We start from the raw sequence: 20,034 nt of genomic DNA on the forward strand, positions 1-20,034 counted from the left end.
ATCGGCGGATCCTTTTGGCGAAGAATCCTCCAATCAAATCACTTCAAGCCGTCCTCACCCTTGCGTCGTGTACTGTGCGAAACGGCGAAACGCCCTATGCTTCAGTGGATTCCTTCTTGCGGCGAGCCGCCGGAGGCGGCGGTTCGATCGCCCCGGCCCTGACTCGCGCGGGTTTTAGCGCCGGCGCGCCGGTATCCTTGACGATGTTCAGCGAGCGCGGAAAAAACTGATTGTCGTGCTGACCACGTCCGATATTGACGATCGCGCTTTCTGGCAGGCGCTTCTGAAGCATGGCCAGAACCCGCCGCAACGTCGGCCCGTCGAACGCATCGAGCGCCTCGTCGATGATCACCCATTTCGGCTTGCGCAAGGCGAGCCTGGCGAAGGCCAGCGCCCGTTGTTCGTCGTCGCCCAGCTCACGCTCCCAACGCCCGCTGCGGTCGAGCGAGGATGACAGCCGTTCGAGGCCAACCTCGGCAAGCACCGCCGAAATTTCGGTATCGCTGGCCGGGGCCTCGCCGTTCGGATGATCGAGCACCTCGCGCAACGTGCCGGCCGGAAAATAGGGCACGCGCGGCACGAAGATGGGGGTCTCGTCGGCCGGCAGGCCGATCCGGCCGCTCCCCCATGGCCACAGGCCGGCGATGGCCCGGAAGAACAATGTCTTGCCAGCCCCCGGCTCGCCGGTGATCATGACGCGCTCGCCGGACTGGATTTCGACACCCGTCTGGGCAAGCTTGGTGCAGCCTTCCGGCGAAGCCACCTCAAGCGTGTCGAAGGTCAGGCTGCCATTGGCGTTTTCGCCGAACCGGATGCGTTTTTCCGTGTCATGCAGCGCGTCGGTTTCGGTGAGCGCGATGCGGAAATCGGCCACCCGCATCAGCGTCGCGCGCCAGTCGGCGATGCTGCCGATGTTGTTGATGAACCAGCGCAGGGACGAATGAACCTGGTTGAAGGCGCCGACCGCCATCATCAGCCCGCCGAACGAGATGTCGCCCGAGAAATAGACCGGCGAAGCCACCAGGATGGGCGCCACCACCGTTATCCAGCCATAGGTGTCGGTCACCCAGGATAGGTTGATCTGCGCGGTGAAGATGCGCCGCATGGCGCCCAGCACCGTGCCGAGGTCGAGCTCGAGCCGGCGCCGGGCATCGGGCTCGCCATGATAGAGCGCGATCGCGTCGACATTCTCATTCACCCGCACCATGGAGGAGCGCAGCTCCGCTTCGCGGGTGTAACGCTCGCTGTTGAGACTGATCAGCGGACGCCCGACCAGCCAGCTCAGCCACGAGGCGATGCCGGCATAGAGGAACGCGGCCCACACCATGTAGCCCGGTATCGCCAACGAATAGCCGCCGACGTGGAAGACGAAGCCGGAAGACAGCTGCCACAGCACGCCGATGAAGGAAACAAGCAGGATGAACGACTGCAGCAGGCCGACGCCGAGATCCGTCGACAGGTCTGACAAGTGAGCGGCATCCTGCTGCATGCGCTGGTCGGGATTGACGCCGATGGCGCCGGCATTGGCCAGCCGGAAGGCACGCGCCGGTCGCATCCATTGATCGATGAGGTCCAGCGTCAGCGCCTCGCGCAGCCGCAGGCGGATCATCTGGTTGAGCCAGGTCTGGCCGATATTGAGCACCAGAAGCCCGCCGGCGATCATCGCAAAGATGAGCAACTGGTGCAGGAAAGCAGCCATGTCGCGCCGGGCCAGCGCATCGTAGAAAGGCTGGTTCCAGCGGTTGAGCAGAACCTGTCCGATCGAGGTTGCGATGATGACCGCGACGATGCCGATGGAGACCCAGGCAAGTTGCCTGCGCACCGGCGAGGCCTTCAACCCCAGCTTGATCGTCGCCACCTGGTCGGCGAGGCTGCTCGCCTCGACCGAGACGGCGGCCTTTTTTGGGCCTGGCTTTTTATCGGTCTGGTTGTCCATGAAGGATATTCCTGGTTTCCGCGGCGGTGACGAACACCGCGCCAAGCGAGCATTCCTCAGATCGAGCATGCCCTCAGATAGGGTGACGATCGCTGCGCGATGCAAGGCGCGGCGGCGATCACGAACGCGTCACATGGCCAGGCGCGCCGTCGGCCGCGTGCCGGCCAAGCCGCGTTGCGCCCTGCGGCGAGAAGACCGGCACGAAGACGCGGCGAGAGGCGCGCTGCGCGACCGGCACGCCCTGGTAGAGCCGCTTCTGCGCCTCGACGACGATGACGCCGGAAAAGATCGGCCAGAACCGCCGGCCGGCTCTCTCCAGCACATTGTGGAACCGCATCATGAAACGCCGCGGCGACGGCGGGAAGAACAGCGCGTCGCTCCATGTCGCCGGGGTGAAATTCGCCTCGCGCAGCAATTCGGTCAACTGGCCGCGCGAGAACGGCCGGCCATTGCCGAAGGGCGTGTGCTCGAACCGCGCCCAGACACCGCGCCGGTTGGGCACGACAATGACGACCCTGCCCGCCGGCGACAGCACGCGCCAGATCTCGTTCAGCGTCTCGCGCGGGTTTTCGGCATGTTCGAGCGAATGCACCAAGAGCACGCGGTCGATGCAGGAATCGACCAGCGGCAGTTCCTCGTCGAAGACCAGCGCCGTCGCCGCCGGTCCGTTGGCCGGCCACACCACCGCGCCCTGCGTCGCCGGCATGAAGGCGAAGACGCGCTCGGCATCGGCGCCGAAGCGTTCCAGCCATGGCAGCGTGTAGCCGAGGCCGACCAGCCGCTCGTTGGGCACGGTTGCCCATATGGACGACAACGCCATGGTGATCGAATGCTCGGCCAGGCGGCCGAGCGTGGACGAGTAGAAGGAGCGCAGGTCGACGATATCCGAATGCATGCGCGGGACGGTAGCCGTGAAGCCTGCCAAGTTCAACAAAGGCACCCGGTTCAACAAACGCGCCAGGCTCAACAAACGCGGATGACATCGGCGCCCGCCCGCCCTATGTCTGCGACGACAAAGGGAGACATGCTATGCCGGTCGAAATCGAGCAGTTCATGTGCCGCACCGACAATTTCGGCGTGCTGGTCCACGATTCGAAGAGCGGTGAGACGGCGATCATCGACGCGCCGGAAGAGGCGCCGATCCTGGCCGCGATCAAGCGCACCGGCTGGACGCCGACATTGATCCTCACCACGCACCATCATGCCGACCATGTCGAAGCCAATCTGGCGCTGAAGGAACGCTTCAAATTGCGCATCGTCGGCCCGGAAGCCGAAAAGGCGAAGATTCCCGGCATCGACGAGACGGTTGGCCAGGGGTCGGTCGTGCGCCTTGGCGAGGAAAGCATCGAGGTCATCGAGACGCCCGGCCATACCGCCGGCCACGTCTCCTATCATCTGCCGGCTTCCAAAGTGGCCTTCACCGCCGACACGCTGTTTGCGCTGGGTTGCGGCCGCCTGTTCGAATGCAAGCCGCCGGTCATGTATGAATCGCTGAAGAAGCTGGCGGCGCTGCCGGCGCAAACCGCCATCTACTGCGGCCATGAATACACCTTGGCCAATGCCCGTTTCGCGGTGACGGTCGATCCGAGCAATCCGCTGCTGAAGCAGCGCGCGGCAAGGATCGAAGCGCTGCGCGCCGACAACAAACCGACATTGCCGACCACCATCGGCGAGGAATTGTCGACCAACCCGTTCCTGCGCTGGCACGACCCGGCGATCCGCAAGCATCTCGGCATGGAGAAAGCCTCGGACGCCGAGGTCTTTGCCGAGATCCGCAAGCGCAAGGATAATTTTTGAGGCATGTCGCCCAAAAGTATGCGGCGGTTTTGGGATAACGACATGCATCAAGACAAAGGATGCGAATGACCACCAGCGCCGCCGAGATCATTGCAACGTTAGGCCTCAAGCCGCATCCCGAGGGCGGCTGGTATGCCGAGACCTTTCGCGATGCCGCGGGCGGCTCGCGCGGTCATTCGACCGCGATCTATTTCCTGCTCGAGCAGGGCCAGCTTTCGGCATGGCACCGGGTGAAGGACACGGCCGAGGTCTGGCACTTTTATGCCGGCGCGCCGCTGGCGCTGTCGATGCATGAGGAAGGCGCGGGCGTGGTCATCGAGCAGGTGCTGGGCACGGCCCTTGCCGCCGGCGAGCGGCCGCAGATCGTCGTGCCGGCCGGCTGGTGGCAATCGGCGCGCAGCCTCGGCGAATGGACGCTGGTCGGCTGCACCGTGGCGCCGGGCTTCGATTTCGCCGCCTTCGAGCTGGCCGAGCCGGGCTGGCAGCCGAAGATCGCCTAAGTGAGAAGAAATCCCAGCGTGATCGCCAGCTGTGCCGCGTAATAAAGCACCCAAACCGCGTAGCGCATCCACAGGCGATGCGGCGAGATCGCCGCAAGCAGGAAGCGCTCGGTTGCCAGCAACCCATCCGACGCGATGAACAGCACCGCGCCGGCAATGACCCATACCTTGTCCGTGGTGAGCGCCGAAATGCCCATGGCGAGAATCGCCGCGACATAGACGGCAACCGGGATACGCAGTTGCGGACCGACGCGGCGCCAGAGCGCGGCAAGCATGACGATGCTGAATGCGGCCATGGCGAGCGCAATCGCGCCCCGCCAGGATTCGGCGCTCAACAGGCCGAGCCCGGCGCCCGCCTGCAAAAACAGCGCGACATAAGCGATGTGGCCGGCGAGAAAGCTCGCCAGCCCGCCGAGAAAAGCCTTTTCGCCGCCGCGCGACAGGAAGGCGTCGCCGACGCCGCTCAAGCCCAGCGCCGCGACGAGCGGCAGCGGACCGCCCTGCATGGCGGCAAGCACGGCCAGCAAAGCCACGGCCAGCGTCTTTGCCGCGCTGCGCGTCCATTTCGGCGGCATGTCGAGCGCAAAGGCGTAGATCACGGCCGCGACGAACGAGAAGAGCAGCGTCGCATTGGCGTTGGCCTCGATGCCGCCGGAAAACGGCATCATGCGTTGAGCTCTGTGACCGCCGGCTTGCGCATCAGCAGCGACTTCGCCGCGAGCGCGGCGCCTCCGGTGATGAGCACGCAGGCCGCGAGGATGCGCAGCGACGGCTCGGCGACGCCAGCGGCGATCAGCACCAGCGTCGACAGAAGCGGCGCCGCGTAGCTCGCGGCGCCCAGCACCTGGATGTTGCCGCGCTTGACGCCGATGTCCCAGGCGTAGAAGGCCGCGCCCACCGGCATCAGGCCGAGCCCGATGACGGCCAGCCATTGTCCGAGGCTGTCCGGCAGAACCGTCTTCTCAAGCAGAAAATGGCAGATAAGCGACAGCACCGACGTCGCCGCGCAGAACCAGGTGACGATCGAGGTCGGCACCGACGGGAAGCGCCGCGACAGGAGCGAATAGGACGACCACAACAGCGCGCAGACGGCGGCCATCGCATAGCCGAAGGCATAGTGCGCGTCGAAGGCGAGCGCGCCGCCCTTGGTGACGATCAGGAAGGTGCCGACAAGGCCGAGCAGCGCGCCGACGACATGGTTCCAGGCAAGCCGCTCGCCCGGCATCAGCGCCGAGCCGAGCACGATCAGCAGCGGCCACAGATAGGCGATCAGGCTCGCCTCGACCGCCGGCGCGTTGCGCAGCGCCGTGAAATAGAAGAAGTGGTAGCCGAACAGGCCGGCTATGCCGATCACCCAGACCTGTGGCGGGATCTTCTGGCTCCGGTCGGGCGCCGGCATCACCAGCCGTGCCGCCAGGCCGACGCAGGTGCCGATGGCGAAGGTGATGGCCGACAGCAGGAACGGCGGCACCCGCCCCGAGGCGTCGGTGAGCAGCGCCAGCAGCGCCCACATGGCGACCGCCGAAAACCCGATTAGTGTTGCGCGCGCCATTCGTTCCCCCGCCGGCGCGCGGTGGCGCCTGACCTAATTTACCGCCTCGAACCGTCTCGCGCTGATGGTCAGCGGACCAATCTGGGTCCCGACCGTGGCGCGGATTGGCGCATATACGCCGGATTGGCCGAGCGGTGCAAACGTCACCAGCATGCGGCTCTTGTTCTTCAGGAAATTCAACGCCTTGCGGCCCTTGCGATAGCCCGCCACCGGCTCGAAGCCCATCTTGCAGGTCACCGTGTCGCCCTTGTAGCCCGGCACCGAAATCGAACCCTTGGAGGCATAGGTCAAGGTTAGGTCGGCGCGCATCTCGCCGTCATAGAATTTGACCGTCCGTCCGCAGACCTTGTCCAGGCTGTCGGCGTGGATGACGGTCGCGGCCATGGGATCGAGCACCGATTTCAGGTCGCTATCGCCGAGCGGCACCCAGCTCTTCGAATCGCGCTTCTTCGGCGCGGGAACGACCTGCGTGGAGGTGACGGCACCGTTGTTGAAGCGGATCTCGACCATCGAGGCCTTTTTGCCGGATGTATAGTCGGCCCGGAAGGCATGCGGCTGCATCTGCTTGCCGGAAATCGTGCCTTTCGACGAAATCGTCCCTTTCGTGTCGTCGAAGAGCTTGCCAAGGCCGGCGGCCGAGACGGTGCCGTCGATGGCATAGCTGTCACCTTCGTAGCGGCTGGAAAAAGTCGCCCTGGCGATCGAAAGGCCGAGATAGGACACCGTATACTCGCCCTTGAAGGACTGCGGCGCCGCGGCGGCGAAGCTCGTTGCCGGCACGGCAAGGGCAAGCAGGCTGGCGAATGCATGAGATGGACGGAGCATGGCGGCTGGCGAATCCCTGGCGGTTCGGCCGGAACGCAGCGGCTCCAGCCTGGCATATCCCTTCGCGATGGGCTTATACTGTGAAATCCGGCCTTTATATGGAGCGCGCCTGACGACGGGCCGCGTGCCGGAGCTTGACGCAGTGGTGAAATGCCACTATGGAACGCCAACTTTTCCAAAGGCCGCCTGACCGAGACCGCGCGCCGCCCGGCGCGGGCAGAATGGTTTGGCAGGTTTAGAAACTGAAGGTTAGACAAATGTCCCGCACCTGCGAACTCACTGCCAAGGCAGTTCAGACCGGCAACAATGTGAGCCACGCCAACAACAAGACCAAGCGTCGCTTCCTGCCGAACCTGGTCAATGTGACGCTTATTTCCGAAGCGCTGAACCAGAATGTTCGCCTGCGCATTTCGGCCAACGCGCTGCGTTCGGTCGAGCACCGCGGCGGCCTCGACGCCTTCCTGGCCAAGGCCGACGTCAAGGAATTGTCGCAACGCGCGCGTCTGCTCAAGAAGCAGATCGCCAAGAAGCTGGCCGAGCAGCCGGCCGCTTAAAGCAGCTTTCAGGCGGGGGACGACCGCCTCGAGCCCCGGCCAGATGGGTGCTCGAAACAGAAGCGGGCGTCGGAATGGCGCTCGGCTGGTTCCATTACCCAGGATAAAAAAATGAATTTCCTGACGCGATATTTGCCCTTCGTGGCTGCCATGGCGCTTGTCGTCGTGGCCTCCAACATCCTTGTCCAGTTCCCGATGCAGGGCAAGGTCGGCGGTCTGGCGCTGGCGGACGTGCTCACCTGGGGCGCCTTCACCTATCCTTTCTCCTTCCTGGTCACCGACCTCGCCAACCGCCGCTACGGTCCGGCCGTGGCGCGCAAAGCGGTGTTCGTCGGCTTCATGACGGCGGTGACCTGCTCGATCCTGATCCCGCCTTTCCTGTTCCGCCACGGCCTGATCGAGTTCGAGACCGCCGCCGACCGGCTGGTGCGCATCGCTGCCGCCTCGGGTGCCGCCTTCCTCACCGCGCAATTGCTCGACGTCACCGTCTTCAACCGGCTGCGCCGGCAGAGCTGGTGGCGCGCGCCTATCGTCGGCACGCTGGTCGGCTCGGTGTTCGACACCGTCGTCTTCTTCGGCGTCGCCTTCTCCGCCGCCTTCGCCTTTGCCGGCCCCAATGACAGCTTCGCGCTGGAGACCGCGCCGCTGATGGGCGTGCTGCCGGTCGAGACGATGCGCTGGGTGTCCTGGGCGCTTGGCGACCTTTCGGTCAAGCTGATCATTGCCGTCGTGGCGCTGATCCCCTACCGGCTGCTCGCCGCGCGCTGGAGCCAGCCAGCGGTCGCGGTCGGAGCATGATCCCAAAAAGTGGGATCCGGTTTTTGGAAAAGATCATGCTCCAAACAGAAAGAGAGAGCCTGATCCCAAAAAGTGGGACCCGGTTTTTGGAAAAGATCGTGCTCCAAACAAAAAGAGAGAGCATGATTCCAAAAAGTGGGACCCGGTAGATCGTGCTCCAACCAAAAGAGAGACCGTGATCCCTTGGGCTCAGCTTGATTCCGCCCGCACGCCTGATGGCGCGCAGGAACTTCGCCTGAAGCGGCGCGGGGATGAATTCTCGATCATGCTCGGCACCAACGAGCTGATGAACAGCCGCCTCAGCGGCTCCGAGGAGGCCCTCGCCAAGCTTTCCTGCGAGCGGATTGCCGGCCGCAAGCGGCCAAGCATCCTCATCGGCGGGCTCGGCATGGGCTTCACCTTGCGCGCCGCCCTCGCCGCGCTCGATCGCGACGCCGCCGTCACCGTCGCCGAACTGGTTCCCGCGGTCGTCGCCTGGGCGCGGGGGCCCATGTCCGGGATATTCGACGGCTGCCTCGACGACCCGCGCGTCACCCTTCGCGAGACAGATGTCGGCCAGCTGATAAGGGCGGAGACAACCGCCTGGGACGCCATCCTGCTCGACGTCGACAATGGTCCCGAAGGCATCGTCTACCAGGGCAATGACACGCTCTACAGTGCGGCCGGCCTGGCCGCGGCGCGGGCCGCCTTGAAGCCCGGCGGCGTGCTGGCGGTCTGGTCGCAGGGACCGGACGGCGGCTTCACCCGGCGGCTGAAACAGGCCGGCTTCGCGGTCGAGGAGATCAACACGCGGGCCAACGGCAAGCGTGGCGCCCGCCACGTCATCTGGATTGCTACCAACCAGGCCTGACGCTTTCAGCAGCAGCCGCGGGGCTTTACGCTTTGTTACGGCCGATGATGCAGGATCGCGAAAATTCTCCAGGGCATTGCGACCAGCATGACCGTGCCAGGCACCGGTTGGAAAAACGATCTTCTGCTTGCGTTGTGCGCCACGCTGGTGGTGCTGACGATCAACGCGGTTTCCGGCTTCCCCACCCTTGCCAACTACGGCGCCGACAATGACAGCATGCTGCGGCTGGTCGAGATCCGCGACCTGCTCGGCGGCCAGGGCTGGTTCGACCTCCATCAATACAGGATGGGCGCCTCGGGCGGCTTCGTCATGCACTGGTCGCGGCTTGTGGACACGCCGCTCGCGCTGATCATCATGGCCTTCGATGCGCTCGGCGCCAGCCCCGCCACCGCCGAACGCGCCGCGCAGATCATCTGGCCGACCCTGCTCTACGGACTGACCATATTCGTGCTGATGCGCGCCGCGCAGCGCTTCGCCGGCGCGAATGTCGCGATGCCGGCGCTCATCCTGTCGACGGCGGGCCTTTTCTTCCTGGTGATCTACAGCCCGGGGGTGATCGATCACCACAATGTCCAGCTGTTGCTGACGGCGGCCGGCCTCTGGCTCCTGATGGAAGCGCCCTCCTGGCGGCCCGCGGCCCTTCTGTCGGGCATTTGCGCCGGCCTGACGCTGGCTGTCGGCATGGAGACCGCTCCCTATGTGGCGGTGCTCGGCATCTGTGCCGCTGTGCTGTTCATCCTCGACGACAAGGAGCGCGTCACGGCACGAGGCTTCGGCCTCGGATTTGCCGGCATCGCCTCGCTGGTCTTCGTGGTTACCATCCGCCCGGCCGACTGGGGCGTGGCCCAATGCGACGCCTTCTCGTCCTTCCAGTTCGCGGTTGCCGCGCTGTCCGGCTTCGGCCTGGCGATCGCCGCTGCATCGACCGGGCCGACAACCCGGGCGCGGCTCGGCTCCACGCTGGCGCTGGCGCTGGTGGTCGCGGCCGCCGCGATGCTGTTCTTCCCGCAATGCCTGGCGTCGCCCTATGCGGGCATGGACGAGCGTATCCGCACCTATTGGCTGGCCGACGTGGTCGAAGCGCAGCCCTTCTGGAGCGTCGCCGTCCACCAGCCGAAGCTGATGGCGGCGCGCTATGTGACGCCCTTCATCGCCATCCTGCTGATCGGCTTTCAACTCCGAAAGCGTCGCCTGCGCCGCGGGGAGATGCTCGCCGCCATCCTGCTTGTCGTCGCCTTCTGCGTCAGCCTCTGGCAGGTGCGCGGCTCGACCTTTTCCGTCGCCTTCGCCGTATTGCCCCTCTCGGCCTGGATTGCGAAAATCCGGCTGCGGGCGGACGCCGCGCCCTCATGGCGCCTTTCCACCGGCATCGTCATGGCGTGGCTGGTCTCGCTCAACGCGACTTGGGCCGGGGTCGCGGTGGCGGCGCAGTCCGTGGTCCAGAAAGCGCCGCAGCGGATCAATTCCGATCCCGATCACGCCGTGACCTGCGGCAAGCCAAGCGACTTCCACGATCTTGCCGTCATGCCGGCGACGACGGTGCTTGCCTCGTCCAATCTCGGCTCGGGAATACTGATGTTCACCCGCCACCGGGCGCTGGCCGGCCCTTACCACCGCAATGTCGGCGGTAACCTTGCCATGCTCGACGCTTTCATGGGAACACCCGACGCCGCGCGCGCCGTCATCGAGCGCGAGCATGTGGGGCTGGTCGCGATCTGCCGCGGCAACACGGAAGAGATATCGCTGAGCCTGGATGCTCCGAAGGGCCTTGCCGCGGCGCTGCTGCGGGGCGACCTGCCGGCATGGCTGGAACTGGACCAGTCTACCGCGGGAAAACCGATCGAGATCTACAAGGTCCGTTGAATATCGGCCTGCGGCCATGTCAGCATCGTCGACCGCGCTCCTCGCAACGCGCTCGTTTCGCGCTGATGCGGCATCCCTCCGTGATTTAGAAAACCCCGATTTAAGTCAGTCCCGTGGATCATTGCAATCCAGCCTGTGCTTTGGTTAGCATTTCGCCGGGGCGGCGATATATGTATTCAGGAAATTTGGATTCGGGGCTTTAGATTGGGGAAAGGGTATCCATGTCGGCCATAGACGGCGCGGTGGCGCCAGCATCAGCCAAACGAATGCTGCAGCATGTTGTCTCCCACATGGTGGACGCCGTGAACCGCGCCGCGTTTGTGGAAACGCCTTTCTGGCATCTGGAAATGACCGATGTTTTCCCCGCGGACCTTTATCTGCGCATGCGTGCCGCCATGCCGGAGGCGCGCGAGTATCGTGCGCTCAAGGGACGCAACAACGTCAACATTCAGACCGACGGCACTGCGACGCGGGTCAAGATCGACCTCTACCCCGAATATATCCGCCATCTGCCGGACGAGAAACGGGGGGTCTGGTCCCTGGTCGGAAAGGCACTGCATGCGCCGCAACTGAAGGACGCATTCATGCGCCGCCTTGCCCCGGGATTGGAACGCCGGTTCGGGTCGGATTTCATGAAGGTCGGCATGTATCCGGTGCCGATGCTGACGCGCGACGTGGCGGGCTACAAGATCGGTTTCCACACCGACACGAAATGGAAGGGCATCACGGTCCAGTTCTACCTGCCGGAGGACGACTCGATCAACCACATCGGCACCCGATTCGCCGAACGCAAGCCGGACGGGCGTTTCGAGAATTCGCACCGGATGTCGTTTTCCCCGAACACCGGCTACGCCTTTGCGGTCGGCACCGATACCTGGCACGCGGTCGATACCGTCGGGCCGGAGGTCCGCACCCGCGACAGCATCCTCCACACCTATTTCGTGGACAACACCGCGACGCTCAAGATCCGCAACCGGAGCAAGCGCGCCGCCAATTTCGTGATGAACGAAGTCCGCCACGTCGGCCGCTAGAGCATGATCCCGAAAAGTGGGAACCGCTTTTCGGAGAAAGACCATGCTCCAACAAAGAGTTAGATCGTGACGGCGATTCAACGAAACGCCATCACGATCTAGAGCAAGTCCAGGGCGGCTGGATTCTGCCAGCGATCCTGCTCAATCCTGGTGCAGGATGAACTCCAAATAGAGGTTGCGCTGCAGGATCGAATGGTTGTCGTCAGAGATCAGCGACACCATCAGCGCGCCGTCGTCGCGGGTCCAGACGTCGAGCCCTTCCATGTTGTCGATCTGGTAGCCCATGTCGGCCTCCATCAGCACCGGCCCGTCGGCGACCGCGCCCTTCGCGACGCTTTCGCCATAGATGCGCCGCAGCCGCATCTTCACCCCGCGCGCGATCGAAAAACTGCGCTCCAGCAGCAGCAGGTCACCGTCCGGCAGGAAGGCGCCGTCGGTAATGTCGAAATCGCCGTCGCGCCTGACGGTGAAGACGCCCTTATGCGGCCCCTCGATGATGGCGGCATAGACGTTGCCGGCTTCGTCGAGGCTCCTCTCCGAGACCACGACCAGGCCTCCCGCGTGCTGCCCATAAGGGTTGGCATGGGTGACGGTCTCGAAGCCGCGATTCTGGCGCAGCTCCTTGGCGGGAACCAGGTAATCGAGCTGCCGGATCGGCGCCTTCATATCGTCGGGATCGATCTTGAACTGGGCGACACGCTGGTCGCGCTCGAAGCCGACGGTGGCGATACCGTCCTTGACCCCGAGCCCTTCCGCGTCGACCTCCCACTTCCGGTCGGTCGGCTGGCCCGAAGCGTCGACCATCTGCTGCATGCGGAAATTAGAAACGCCCGATGGGCGCCTGTCGGCGTCATGCGTGATCGCGCCGAAGAACCAGAAGCCGGTGTCGGCGACGCCGATGAAGTCGCTCCCCGGCTTCTGGAAGCGAAAGGCCGACAGCGCGCCGAAATCGCGTGCCGGCGACGTCATCTCCAGGCCGCCGACGAATTCGAGCGGCCCGAACTGCGTCTCGTCGTGGCCGACATGGAACTGGCTGATCGGCCGCGCCGAAATCTCGACGGTCTCGGCGGGAGCGCCCGACGCGGCAATTGCCGGCAAGGCGCAGGCCAGCACGCAGGCGAAAAGCGTCCGCCGCGCGCGCCGCCCCGAAAAGATCATCCGGCGCGCCGCAATCCGCCGCGCCGCGTATCGCGCGCGCTTTCCTCGCCAAACAGCGAGGCGAGCTGCTCGGTCATGGCGCCGGCCAGTTCCTCGGCATCGACGATGGTGACGGCGCGGCGATAGTAGCGCGTGACGTCGTGGCCGATACCGATCGCGAGCAGCTCGACCGGCGAGCGCGTCTCGATCAGCTCGATGACCGCCCGCAGATGCCGCTCCAGATAATTGCCCGGATTGACCGAGAGCGTCGAATCGTCGACCGGCGCGCCGTCCGAGATCATCATCAGAATCTTGCGCTGCTCGGGCCGGCCGATGAGCCGGTTATGCGCCCAAAGCAGTGCCTCGCCGTCGATGTTTTCCTTGAGCAGGCCCTCGCGCATCATCAGCCCGAGATTGCGCCGTGCGCGCCGCCACGGATGGTCGGCGGATTTGTAGATGATGTGGCGCAGGTCGTTGAGGCGGCCGGGGTTCGGCGGCTTGCCCTCCTTCAGCCATCTCTCGCGCGCCTGTCCGCCTTTCCAGGCGCGGGTGGTGAAGCCGAGGATCTCCACCGAAACGCCGCAGCGCTCCAGCGTGCGCGCCAGGATGTCGGCGCAGGTCGCGGCCACCGTGATCGGCCGGCCGCGCATCGAGCCCGAATTGTCAAGCACCAGCGATACCACCGTGTCGCGGAATTTCGTGTCGCGCTCCTGCTTGAAGGACAGCGGCTGCATCGGGTCGATGACGACGCGCACCAGCCGGGCCGGATCGAGATAGCCTTCCTCCAGGTCGAAGTCCCAGGAGCGGTTCTGCTGCGCCATCAGCCGGCGTTGCAGCCGGTTGGCGAGCCGCCCGACGACGCCGGAGAGATTGGCGAGCTGCTTGTCGAGGAAGGCGCGCAGCCGGTCGAGCTCCTCCTCCTCGCACAGGTCCTCGGCGCCCACCGTCTCGTCGAAGGCGGTGGTGAACACCTTGTAGTCGATCTCTTTCGGCAGGTTCAGGAACGGATTGTCGTTGCGCTTGGCCTCGCCCGGCGTCTCGGCGTCGGAATCGTCCTCGTCGGAAAGGTCGTCGGAAGTGGCGTCGGTCGCTTCCGTCTCGGCCGATTCTTCCTCGTCCGAGGAAGCTTCGGCATCTTCAGACTGCGACTGCTCGGAGCCTGAATCCTCCTCGCCGCCTTCCTCGCTCTGTTCCTCGCCCTGCTGCTCGTTCTCTTCGTTTTCCTCCGAGTCGTCGGTTTCCTGGTCGTCGCCGAGCTCCTCGGCCATCTCCATGGAAACCAGCATGTCGCGCACGACTCGGGCAAAGGCCTGCTGGTCCTCGAGCTTGGCGGACAGGCCGTCGAGATCGCCGCTCGCCTTCTCCTCGACCCAGGGGCGCCACAGATCGACCAGCCGCTCGCCGCTCTTCGGCACGGGACGTCCGGTGAGCTTTTCGCGCACCATCAGCGCAATCGCTTCCTCGAGCGGCGCGTCCGCCTTGTCCCTGACGTCGACGAGGTTCGCCTTGGCGTATTTGTCCTCGAGCATCGAGCCGATATTGTCGGCCACGCCCTGCATGGCGCGGCTGCCGATCGCCTCGACGCGCGCCTGTTCGACCGCGTCGAAGATAGACCGCGCCAGCTTGCCTTCCGGCGCCAGCTTGTTGTGGACGCGCTGATCGTGGCAGGCGCGCTTCAGCGCCATGGAATCGCCTAGACCGCGCGTGATCGCGATGTCGTCGCGGGAGGCTTTCTTCGGCAGCTCGGGCAGGCGCGCGCGGTTGCCGGCCAACGCCGGCCGGTCCTTGGCGAAGCCGACCTCGAGGTCCTTGTCGCCGGCGACGGCGCGCATGCACACGGTGACGGCGCGCTTGAAGCTGTCGGCTTCAGACCCGTTCTTCGGCTTGTTGCGCGTGTTGTCGCCCGGACCCGCCATGATCATTCCTTGCGCGATTGGTGCTGAAAGGCTGGAGGCCTTTCGGCTGCGCGCCTAGCCCAGCACCACGTTGGCGGCGCTCTCCGGCAGATCCTCGCCGAAGGCGCGCTGGTAGAACTCGGCCACCACCGAACGCTCCAGCTCGTCGCACTTGTTGAGGAAGGTCAGCCGGAACGCCATGCCGATGTCGCCGAAGATTTCGGCGTTTTCGGCCCAGGTGATGACGGTACGCGGGCTCATCACGGTGGACAGGTCGCCATTGATGAAAGCCGAGCGCGTCATGTCGGCGACGCGCACCATCTTGTTGACGATGTCCTTGCCCTTGTTGTCGCGATAGTGCTTGGCCTTGGCCAGCACGATGTTCACTTCATTGTCGTGCGGCAGGTAGTTGAGCGTGGTGACGATCGACCAGCGGTCCATCTGCGCCTGGTTGATCTGCTGCGTGCCGTGATAGAGGCCGGTGGTGTCGCCAAGGCCGACCGTGTTGGCGGTGGCGAACAGCCGGAACGCCGGATGCGGGCGGATGACCCGGCTCTGGTCGAGCAGCGTCAGCCGGCCCGACGATTCCAGCACGCGCTGGATGACGAACATCACGTCCGGGCGGCCGGCATCGTATTCGTCGAAGCAGAGCGCGACATTGTGCTGATAGGCCCAGGGCAGGATGCCGTCGCGGAATTCGGTGACCTGCAGGCCTTCCTTGACGACGATGGCGTCCTTGCCGACGAGGTCGATACGGCTGACATGGCTGTCGAGGTTGACGCGCACGCAAGGCCAGTTGAGCCGCGCCGCCACCTGCTCGATATGCGTCGACTTGCCGGTGCCGTGATAGCCCGACACCATGACGCGGCGGTTGTAGGCAAAGCCGGCGAGGATCGCCAATGTCGTCGCCTTGTCGAACAGATAATCCGGGTCGATGTCCGGCACATGCTCGGTCGCCGCCGAATAGGCGGGCACGACCATCTTGGAATCGAAGCCGAATTTCTCCTTCACCGACACCGTCGTGTCGGGCAGGTTGGCGATGTCGCGATCGACCTTGTTCATCTCTATCAACGTCTCCACGGGCGAAACGCCGCGTTTCGCCGGCAATCGATTTTGTCCGGGGGCGGTCTTAGAGCCTTTTCCAACCTTATGAAAGTTGGAAAACGACATGGGACCGTAGGGCCGCTCAGCACAATCCTGCTTGCTTGAGCACGCGATAGGCCTGCAGCACATCGCGGAACCGGTCTTCCGAACCCCTGTCGCCGCCATTCGCATCCGGATGGTGGCGCTTAACGAGTTCCTTATAACGTGCCTTGATGTCCTGACCAGTCGCCTTTGTATCAAGGCCAAGCGTTTCCAGCGCCTTGGCCTCAAGCGGCTTTGCCTTGCGCTCGCGCGGCTCGCGCGCGCCTGAACCGAACAGATTGAAGGGGTCGCGCATGCGGTTGTGGTAGCCGGCGCGGCCCGAACGCTGTTGCGCGAAATCCGGCGCCGAGCGCGTTCCGCCGACATTGGCGCCCATGCGCCAAGTCGGCCTGTGGCCGGTCAGCGCCTCCTTCTGGAAGCGGGCGATCTCTGTGTCCGACACGCCGGAGAAGTAGTTGAAGCCCTTGTTGTATTCGCGCACATGGTCGAAGCAGAAGCGGAAATACTCGCCCTCCTTGAGACGCCCGACCGGCGCGCGATGCGTTCCCGCCTCGTTGCAGCCATCCCACTGGCAGATCGGCGCGCGCGACTTAAGCTCCGCGTCCTTCTCCGGCCGGATTCGAATTTTCTCGAAATATTTGGGATACGCTTTCATCTCACCCATTTATGGGCTGTTCGCACGTGCGAAACAAGAATTGACATTTCGCCGATGATCGCCCTAACCGCTGAATCGCGGCTTAAAAGCGGTCGAAATTCAAGATTTTGCGGCTGTGCCGCAGATGTGGGGAAGGGAACCCAGGATGTCCATACAGTCGACGATGGAAAACAAGCTGAAGGCGGCGTTTTCGCCCGAAAGGCTCGCCGTCATCAACGAAAGCCACCTTCACGCCGGCCATCACCATGTCGAGTCAGGCCACCACGCGACGTTCGACGGCGCCGGCGAGACGCATTTCCGCGTCCGCGTCGTCTCTGCCGCCTTTGCCGGCATGGGTCGCATCGAGCGCCATCGCGCCGTCAACGAACTTCTCGCCGACGAATTGAAAGCCGGCGTGCATGCGCTGGCGATCGAGCCGGCCGCGCCCGGCGAGAAGACGCGCTGGTAGTCAGCCGACGGTCGCCTTGAGGAAGGCCAGCACGGCCGCGGTCAGGGCATCGCCGTCCTCGCCGAAATCGCGGTTGATCGACATATGTGTGTAGGCGCTGCCGTCGAACAGCGTCACCTTGGTGCCGGTGGCGCGCAGGCGTTCCGCGAAAGCTTTCGATTCTTCGCCTCGCCTGGATGCCCGCGAATAGGCGATGAAGGTCGGCGGATGCTTCCTGCCGTCGACATAGCTCGCCGGCGACAGCGCCGCCCACTGTGCGGGGTCGGAGAAGGCACGCGCATAAGCCCGAACCATGCCGCCATTCCTGGAAAGCGCGGCCAGATCATAGGCCCTGGTGTCGTCGAGGATCAGCGCGGCGACACCGGGCAATCCGCCGCGCATGCCGGTCAGCGCAATCAGATGGCAGCCGACCGAATGGCCCATGCCGACGATACGGTCCGGATCGCCGCCATGCCGGGCGATGTTGGCGCGCACATAGGCGTAGGCCTTTTCGACATCGCCGGCCTGGGTGGCGACATCCGCTTGCGGCAGCATGCGGTAATCGATCGAGACGAACACAAAGCCATTGGCGAGCAGGAAGCCCGGCTTGGCGCCGACCTGGCTGCGCTTGCCGAACCGCCAGGCGCCGCCATGGACGAAGAAGACCACCGGCAGCTTGTTCGCATCGTCGTCTGCATGGACATCGAGCTTGGCCGGACCGTAATCGAGGGTTTGCGGTTCCGGCTGGCCCGGACGCCCGGTCGCCGACGCACCTGGCGGCAACAGTGCCGCCAGCGATGCCGCGATGAGCCTGCGTCGATTGATCATCGTCATCTCCGGTTGCGGCGACAGCGCACGGACCCTGGCCACGCACCTCATTTACTGACCAAAAATGACAACTTTCGGTGCGAAAACAAATCCAGTCCTTGACGGTCCGCCGGCAATCACCACGTATCTTACTAGGCGAGCATTTTCGGCCGAATCGGGAACTCCGGGGGGCCGATGTCGGAGTGCGGAGAGCTCCCCTTCATGTGAAGGGAACCACAATGCTTTCCGGCAGTTGATGAAGCGATGAGCCGATTGGCAGCCTGTCGGCTCCGAGGCAAAGCATCATGCGCGAGAATCAAACAGACGTCTTCGATCTGTTTTCGGAGATTTATTCCAACGCGGCTCAGGAGGAGATAAGCCTCCAGCAATACCTGCTAGCTTGCCGCGAGGACAAATCCATGTATGCCTCGGCGCCCGAACGCATGGTTGCGGCAATCGGCGAGCCGAACCTGATCGACACCAGCAAGGACGAGCGGCTCGGCCGCATTTTTTCCAACCGCACCGTCAAGGTCTATCCCTCCTTTTCCGATTTCTACGGAATGGAGGACACGATCGAGCGCATCGCCGGATATTTCCGCTATGCCTCGCAGGGCCTCGAGGAGCGCAAGCAGATCCTCTATCTCCTCGGTCCGGTCGGCGGCGGCAAATCCTCGCTGGCCGAACGGCTGAAGAAGCTGATGGAGGAGCGCCCGATCTACACGCTCAAGGTCGGCAACAAGATCAGCCCGGTCTTCGAATCGCCGCTCGGCCTTTTCCATCCCGACCGCATGGGCGATCTGCTGGAGGATAAATACGGCATCGCCCGCCGCCGCCTGAACGGACTGATTTCACCCTGGGCGGCCAAGCGCCTCGACGAACTGTCGGGCGACATCTCCAAATTCAGCGTCGTCAAGCTGATGCCGTCGCGGCTGCGCCAGATCGCCATCGCCAAGACCGAGCCCGGCGACGAGAACAACCAGGACGTCTCGGCGCTGGTCGGCAAGGTCGACATCAGGCAATTGGAGCACTTCAGCCAGTCCGACCCGGACGCCTATTCCTACAGCGGCGGCCTCAACCGGACGACGCAGGGGCTGCTCGAATTCGTCGAGATGTTCAAGGCGCCCATCAAGGTCCTGCACCCCTTGCTGACGGCAACCCAGGAAGGCAGCTACAACGGCACCGAGAATTTCGGCGCCTTCCCCTATCAGGGCATCGTCGTTGCCCATTCCAACGAATCGGAATGGCAGCAGTTCAAGAACAACAAGAACAACGAGGCCTTCCTCGACCGCATCCTCGTGGTCAAGGTTCCCTATTGCCTGCGCATCACCGAGGAAAGGCACATCTACGAGAAGCTTTTGCGCGAAAGCGAATTGGCAAGCAGTCCCTGCGCGCCAGAGGTGCTGGACATTCTCAGCCGTTTCACCGTCTCGACCCGCCTTGCCGAACATGAGAACTCACCGCTCTACACCAAGATGCGCGCCTATGACGGCGAGAACCTCAAGGAGGTCGATCCGAAGGCGAAGTCCGTCCAGGAATATCGCGACGCCGCCGGCGTCGACGAAGGCATGACCGGAGTCAGCACGCGCTTCGCCTTCAAGATCCTGTCGCAGACGTTCAACTACGACACCAAGGAGGTGGCGGCCGATCCCGTGCACCTGATGTACATCCTCGAGGAGGCGATCAAGCGCGAGCAATTCCCGAAGGAAACGGAGGCCGCCTATCTCGAATTCATCAAGTCGGAACTCGCGGCGCGCTATGCCGAGTTCATCGGTCACGAGATCCAGAAGGCCTATCTGGAATCCTACAGCGAGTACGGTCAGAACCTCTTCGACCGTTACATCGCCTATGCCGATGCCTGGATCGAGGATCAGGACTACAAGGACCCCGACACCGGCCAGATCCTCAACCGCGAGGTCCTGGACAAGGAGTTGTCGCAGGTCGAGAAGCCCGCCGGCATCGCCAATCCCAAGGACTTCCGCAACGAAGTGGTCAAATTCACCTTGCGCGCCCGGGCGCGCAACCATGGCCGCAACCCGTCCTGGACGAGCTACGAAAAGCTTCGCGAGGTCATCGAGAAGCGCATGTTCGGCCAGGTCGAGGACCTGCTGCCGGTGATCAGCTTCGGCTCCAAGCAGGACAGCGTCACGGAGAAACGGCACAACGAATTCGTGCAGCGGATGGTGGAACGCGGCTATACCCAGCGGCAGGTGCGCCGGCTGGTCGACTGGTATATGCGCGTGAACAAGGCGGGCTGATCAAAG

The 20,034-nt window shown here is 64.1% G+C and carries 19 protein-coding genes; 9 read left to right on the top strand and 10 right to left on the bottom strand.

Annotation, left to right across the window (positions count from 1 at the left end; translation table 11 throughout):
• Positions 1–94 precede the first annotated feature (94 nt).
• Positions 95–1,936 (bottom strand): ABC transporter ATP-binding protein/permease, encoded by a 1,842-nt coding sequence (locus FJ424_RS31660; RefSeq protein ID WP_140659643.1) that lies wholly within the window; start codon positions 1,934–1,936, stop codon positions 95–97.
• Positions 1,937–2,054: 118 nt separating this feature from the next.
• Positions 2,055–2,831 (bottom strand): methyltransferase domain-containing protein, encoded by a 777-nt coding sequence (locus FJ424_RS31665; protein WP_140659644.1) that lies wholly within the window; start codon positions 2,829–2,831, stop codon positions 2,055–2,057.
• Positions 2,832–2,965: 134 nt separating this feature from the next.
• Here FJ424_RS31665 and gloB point away from each other — a divergent pair, with 134 nt between their 5' ends.
• Both gloB and FJ424_RS31675 read left to right on the top strand, forming a co-directional pair.
• Positions 2,966–3,733: a hydroxyacylglutathione hydrolase gene (gloB, locus tag FJ424_RS31670; RefSeq protein ID WP_140659645.1), complete on the top strand. Its 768-nt coding sequence runs from the start codon at positions 2,966–2,968 to the stop codon at positions 3,731–3,733.
• A gap of 65 nt (positions 3,734–3,798) precedes the next feature.
• On the top strand, positions 3,799–4,233 hold the full coding sequence (locus FJ424_RS31675) for a cupin domain-containing protein (RefSeq protein WP_140659646.1): 435 nt from the start codon (positions 3,799–3,801) through the stop codon (positions 4,231–4,233).
• Here FJ424_RS31675 and FJ424_RS31680 read toward each other — a convergent pair.
• Genes FJ424_RS31680 through FJ424_RS31690 form a run of 3 tightly spaced genes read right to left on the bottom strand, consistent with a single transcriptional unit; the run spans position 4,230 to position 6,610 of the window.
• Positions 4,230–4,901, bottom strand: coding sequence for a lysoplasmalogenase family protein (locus FJ424_RS31680; protein ID WP_140659647.1), 672 nt, complete (start codon positions 4,899–4,901; stop codon positions 4,230–4,232). The two genes, FJ424_RS31675 and FJ424_RS31680, sit on opposite strands and share 4 nt — an antisense overlap.
• Positions 4,898–5,785, bottom strand: coding sequence for a DMT family transporter (locus FJ424_RS31685; RefSeq protein WP_140659648.1), 888 nt, complete (start codon positions 5,783–5,785; stop codon positions 4,898–4,900). The genes FJ424_RS31680 and FJ424_RS31685 overlap by 4 nt, the downstream gene beginning before the upstream one ends.
• A gap of 33 nt (positions 5,786–5,818) precedes the next feature.
• Positions 5,819–6,610: a DUF3108 domain-containing protein gene (locus FJ424_RS31690; protein ID WP_140645156.1), complete on the bottom strand. Its 792-nt coding sequence runs from the start codon at positions 6,608–6,610 to the stop codon at positions 5,819–5,821.
• A 257-nt stretch (positions 6,611–6,867) separates the two neighbouring features.
• Here FJ424_RS31690 and rpmB point away from each other — a divergent pair, with 257 nt between their 5' ends.
• The 5 genes from rpmB (at position 6,868) to FJ424_RS31715 (ending at position 11,706) form a co-directional block, all read left to right on the top strand.
• Positions 6,868–7,164 carry a 50S ribosomal protein L28 gene (gene rpmB / locus FJ424_RS31695; RefSeq protein ID WP_027167505.1) on the top strand — a complete coding sequence of 99 codons (297 nt, stop codon included), beginning with the start codon at positions 6,868–6,870 and terminating at the stop codon, positions 7,162–7,164.
• Positions 7,165–7,275: 111 nt separating this feature from the next.
• Positions 7,276–7,962, top strand: a complete 687-nt coding sequence (locus FJ424_RS31700) for a queuosine precursor transporter (protein WP_140659649.1) — start codon at positions 7,276–7,278, stop codon at positions 7,960–7,962.
• A gap of 175 nt (positions 7,963–8,137) precedes the next feature.
• Entirely contained in the window at positions 8,138–8,812 is a 675-nt protein-coding gene (locus FJ424_RS31705; protein WP_140659650.1) for a hypothetical protein, read from the top strand.
• Positions 8,813–8,899: 87 nt separating this feature from the next.
• A complete protein-coding gene (locus FJ424_RS31710) occupies positions 8,900–10,675 on the top strand; it encodes a GtrA family protein (RefSeq protein ID WP_140659651.1) in 1,776 nt (591 codons plus the stop codon).
• Positions 10,676–10,896: 221 nt separating this feature from the next.
• Positions 10,897–11,706 (top strand): hypothetical protein, encoded by an 810-nt coding sequence (locus FJ424_RS31715; protein ID WP_246677408.1) that lies wholly within the window; start codon positions 10,897–10,899, stop codon positions 11,704–11,706.
• A 141-nt stretch (positions 11,707–11,847) separates the two neighbouring features.
• On the opposite strand, the gene FJ424_RS31720 is transcribed toward FJ424_RS31715, so the two are convergent.
• From FJ424_RS31720 to FJ424_RS31735, 4 genes are all read right to left on the bottom strand, one after another.
• Positions 11,848–12,864 carry an esterase-like activity of phytase family protein gene (locus FJ424_RS31720; RefSeq protein WP_140659652.1) on the bottom strand — a complete coding sequence of 339 codons (1,017 nt, stop codon included), beginning with the start codon at positions 12,862–12,864 and terminating at the stop codon, positions 11,848–11,850.
• Entirely contained in the window at positions 12,861–14,759 is a 1,899-nt protein-coding gene (gene cobT / locus FJ424_RS31725) for a cobaltochelatase subunit CobT (protein ID WP_140659653.1), read from the bottom strand. Before cobT ends, FJ424_RS31720 begins: the two co-directional genes overlap by 4 nt.
• 54 nt (positions 14,760–14,813) lie before the next feature.
• Entirely contained in the window at positions 14,814–15,800 is a 987-nt protein-coding gene (gene cobS / locus FJ424_RS31730) for a cobaltochelatase subunit CobS (RefSeq protein WP_040989309.1), read from the bottom strand.
• Positions 15,801–15,924: 124 nt separating this feature from the next.
• Entirely contained in the window at positions 15,925–16,548 is a 624-nt protein-coding gene (locus tag FJ424_RS31735) for a J domain-containing protein (RefSeq protein WP_140659654.1), read from the bottom strand.
• A gap of 136 nt (positions 16,549–16,684) precedes the next feature.
• On the opposite strand from FJ424_RS31735, the gene FJ424_RS31740 reads away from it, so the two are divergent.
• Positions 16,685–16,987 carry a BolA family protein gene (locus FJ424_RS31740; RefSeq protein WP_140659655.1) on the top strand — a complete coding sequence of 101 codons (303 nt, stop codon included), beginning with the start codon at positions 16,685–16,687 and terminating at the stop codon, positions 16,985–16,987.
• On the opposite strand, the gene FJ424_RS31745 is transcribed toward FJ424_RS31740, so the two are convergent.
• Positions 16,988–17,794, bottom strand: coding sequence for an alpha/beta hydrolase (locus FJ424_RS31745; protein ID WP_140659656.1), 807 nt, complete (start codon positions 17,792–17,794; stop codon positions 16,988–16,990).
• Positions 17,795–18,078: 284 nt separating this feature from the next.
• Between FJ424_RS31745 and FJ424_RS31750 the strand changes: the two genes are divergently transcribed.
• Positions 18,079–20,028 (top strand): PrkA family serine protein kinase, encoded by a 1,950-nt coding sequence (locus FJ424_RS31750; RefSeq protein ID WP_140645146.1) that lies wholly within the window; start codon positions 18,079–18,081, stop codon positions 20,026–20,028.
• The last annotated feature ends 6 nt before the right edge of the window (positions 20,029–20,034 follow it).

Origin of the sequence: Mesorhizobium sp. B3-1-8 (genome assembly GCF_006439495.1) — a bacterium.
Lineage (GTDB): Bacteria > Pseudomonadota > Alphaproteobacteria > Rhizobiales > Rhizobiaceae > Mesorhizobium.

Coding starts and splice junctions, on each gene's coding strand:
- FJ424_RS31700 (WP_140659649.1), top strand. CDS start 7,276: ATGAATTTCCTGACGCGATATTTGCCCTTCGTGGCTGCCATGGCGCTT.
- FJ424_RS31710 (WP_140659651.1), top strand. CDS start 8,900: ATGACCGTGCCAGGCACCGGTTGGAAAAACGATCTTCTGCTTGCGTTG.
- FJ424_RS31665 (WP_140659644.1), bottom strand. CDS start 2,831: ATGCATTCGGATATCGTCGACCTGCGCTCCTTCTACTCGTCCACGCTC.
- FJ424_RS31740 (WP_140659655.1), top strand. CDS start 16,685: ATGTCCATACAGTCGACGATGGAAAACAAGCTGAAGGCGGCGTTTTCG.
- FJ424_RS31720 (WP_140659652.1), bottom strand. CDS start 12,864: ATGATCTTTTCGGGGCGGCGCGCGCGGCGGACGCTTTTCGCCTGCGTG.
- FJ424_RS31675 (WP_140659646.1), top strand. CDS start 3,799: ATGACCACCAGCGCCGCCGAGATCATTGCAACGTTAGGCCTCAAGCCG.
- cobT (WP_140659653.1), bottom strand. CDS start 14,759: ATGGCGGGTCCGGGCGACAACACGCGCAACAAGCCGAAGAACGGGTCT.
- cobS (WP_040989309.1), bottom strand. CDS start 15,800: ATGAACAAGGTCGATCGCGACATCGCCAACCTGCCCGACACGACGGTG.
- FJ424_RS31685 (WP_140659648.1), bottom strand. CDS start 5,785: ATGGCGCGCGCAACACTAATCGGGTTTTCGGCGGTCGCCATGTGGGCG.
- FJ424_RS31690 (WP_140645156.1), bottom strand. CDS start 6,610: ATGCTCCGTCCATCTCATGCATTCGCCAGCCTGCTTGCCCTTGCCGTG.
- rpmB (WP_027167505.1), top strand. CDS start 6,868: ATGTCCCGCACCTGCGAACTCACTGCCAAGGCAGTTCAGACCGGCAAC.
- FJ424_RS31750 (WP_140645146.1), top strand. CDS start 18,079: ATGCGCGAGAATCAAACAGACGTCTTCGATCTGTTTTCGGAGATTTAT.
- FJ424_RS31735 (WP_140659654.1), bottom strand. CDS start 16,548: ATGGGTGAGATGAAAGCGTATCCCAAATATTTCGAGAAAATTCGAATC.
- FJ424_RS31680 (WP_140659647.1), bottom strand. CDS start 4,901: ATGATGCCGTTTTCCGGCGGCATCGAGGCCAACGCCAATGCGACGCTG.
- FJ424_RS31715 (WP_246677408.1), top strand. CDS start 10,897: ATGTCGGCCATAGACGGCGCGGTGGCGCCAGCATCAGCCAAACGAATG.
- FJ424_RS31660 (WP_140659643.1), bottom strand. CDS start 1,936: ATGGACAACCAGACCGATAAAAAGCCAGGCCCAAAAAAGGCCGCCGTC.
- FJ424_RS31745 (WP_140659656.1), bottom strand. CDS start 17,794: ATGATCAATCGACGCAGGCTCATCGCGGCATCGCTGGCGGCACTGTTG.
- gloB (WP_140659645.1), top strand. CDS start 2,966: ATGCCGGTCGAAATCGAGCAGTTCATGTGCCGCACCGACAATTTCGGC.